The organism is Bacillus cereus group sp. MYBK108-1 (assembly GCF_051917185.1).
Lineage (GTDB): Bacteria > Bacillota > Bacilli > Bacillales > Bacillaceae_G > Bacillus_A > Bacillus_A cereus.
Genome location: NZ_JBQAHZ010000057.1, coordinates 1 through 2,264, shown reverse-complemented (window position 1 = coordinate 2,264; position 2,264 = coordinate 1). Strand labels below are relative to the sequence as shown.

Here is a 2,264-nt window from a genome sequence, read left to right as displayed (position 1 = left end):
TACCGGTGCAACTGGTCCTACTGGAGATACCGGTCCTACTGGAGATACTGGTCCTACCGGTGCAACTGGTCCTACTGGAGATACCGGTCCTACTGGAGATACTGGTCCTACTGGAGATACTGGTCCTACCGGTGCAACTGGTCCTACTGGAGATACCGGTCCTACTGGAGATACCGGTCCTACTGGAGATACTGGTCCTACCGGTGCAACTGGTCCTACTGGAGATACCGGTCCTACTGGAGATACCGGTCCTACTGGTGCAACTGGTCCTACTGGAGATACCGGTCCTACTGGAGATACCGGTCCTACTGGTGCAACTGGTCCTACTGGACCGTGATTAACAGCCGTCAATCGTATTTATGTAGCAACTACTAATGATGATACTGTATCTGTGATTGATGGTGCAACAAATAGTGTGATCGCTACAATTCCATTCGGAAATGAGCCAGGAAGAATATGAGTCAATTCAACACTTCAAATTCGAAATAACAGCTCCTTTACCAACCAAAATATTGTAACCTGTGCTAACGGTGTAAATGCTATAGAATTAACCATCCCTAAATTAAACTAATAAAAATAACCCTTCGAATACAGTTTTTATTACCCCATAAATGAAAAACCGTACTGTTCTTTTACTCAAACAGTACGGTTTCTCTTTTATTCTTCATATATTTACTCCATACCTTACTTAACTCTATATTCCGCCACTTGACTACCTTACTATCAATAGTTTCAATTTCATATTCACTGTCAGCCATTAATTTAATTAACTTCCCAATCTTTAATTCTAGGATTTGTATAAAGAATATTTCCTGTCTAATACATCCATTTTATTATCCATCATTCCAGACCCTTGAAATTCCCACGAATATTTTTAAATCTCAATATCCATTATAACTTCTAAAGAAAACTTTTTAGGTCAAGTAGCATATCATACTAGATAAGGATATATTTCACAAAAATTTAAAAGGAGGACTCTTTATTAATACAACTTTAATTTCTCATTTTTATAATGAAGAGTATCTGCTTCCATGGTGGTTAATGCACCACACAAAACTATTTGATCATGGCATTCTTATTAATCGTGGGTCTACTGATCGTTCAGTTGAAATATGTAAATTATTTGCACCTCATTGGGAAATCCGTGATTCAAAAGTATTAGAATTTGATGCCGTATTAGTTGATCAAGAAGTAATGAACATAGAAAAAGAAATTACGGGATGGAAAATGGTGTTAAATACCACTGAATTCCTTTGCTGTGTTGATAAGGAAGCCTTTTTCTCATCTCTTGCTACTTTAGGGCAAAACATGTATTCCATTAGGACTATTCTGATGGTGGATGACCCTACTCACGGTTATACGAATCCGAGATATGGAATTCCCCTTGTCAAACAGCGTTATCATGGGATGATAATCCAACCTAATCCACCTGCCCCTTACTATGGTGGTAGATTACTCCACAATTATTCGCATGGTAACTATTGGGCAGGGCGGCATTGGTCACCTCACCCATTTATCGTTTACATGTATCCTGCTTTCATTTTAAAATTCTTTTACAGTCCATGGAATACAGCAATGAAAAACCGAAAATTACAAATTGGTCCTACTCTTTCTAAACATAGCATCCAGCATGGCTTAGGCACTCATCACCTGGCAACACTTGATAAATTAGAAAAAAATTATATACACTTTACAACCTCAACTACTGATCTTCGATTAATCCCGGAATATCAAGTTTTATTTCCAGATGTATGTTTTTCTAACTGTTAATACATCTAAAAAGAACATTTTGAAACTTTCCATACAGATAAAAGTCACCTCGCCTTTACAAATCACCGTATTACTGGAATTATCCAAATAACGATTTTGTCATAAAACTGCCCCTACCTAAACAACATGCATACAATATCATGTGTATTCTTTTCAATATAAGTTTTGGTCAGAGAGTGCCTTGGAAAGTACTCTTTTTAAATTCCACTTTCATGTGTTCACGATTTTATGAGGTGGACATATATTAACAAGACAAGATATAGATTATATATAGTGGTACACAAAAAACTTTGTAACAGAACTCTCCGGTGCTATAAAAAACACAAAATTTCCGTTCAGGAGGTACTTTAAAACCTTAGCTTGATAGCGATGGGGTGGTACCCCACATCCATCAACTTAAGGTTTTAGACTATTTTTGAAGTTAAAAGCACGTTACTATTTTCTTATGTGAATGAGAAAGGGTGACGTGCTTTTTATGAAGATGAATCAAAAAC

At 37.0% G+C, this 2,264-nt stretch carries 3 protein-coding genes; all 3 read left to right on the top strand.

Features of this window, described 5'->3' with window-relative positions; all coding sequences use genetic code 11:
* The coding region (locus ACTFSL_RS31040; RefSeq protein WP_440042960.1) for a hypothetical protein at window positions 1–337 on the top strand (337 nt) is incomplete at its 5' end.
* Between the two features lie 54 nt (window positions 338–391).
* Window positions 392–460 carry a hypothetical protein gene (locus ACTFSL_RS31035; RefSeq protein ID WP_243821201.1) on the top strand — a complete coding sequence of 23 codons (69 nt, stop codon included), beginning with the start codon at window positions 392–394 and terminating at the stop codon, window positions 458–460.
* A 581-nt stretch (window positions 461–1,041) separates the two neighbouring features.
* Window positions 1,042–1,770, top strand: coding sequence for a hypothetical protein (locus tag ACTFSL_RS31030; protein ID WP_063538566.1), 729 nt, complete (start codon window positions 1,042–1,044; stop codon window positions 1,768–1,770).
* Window positions 1,771–2,264: the final 494 nt, after the last annotated feature.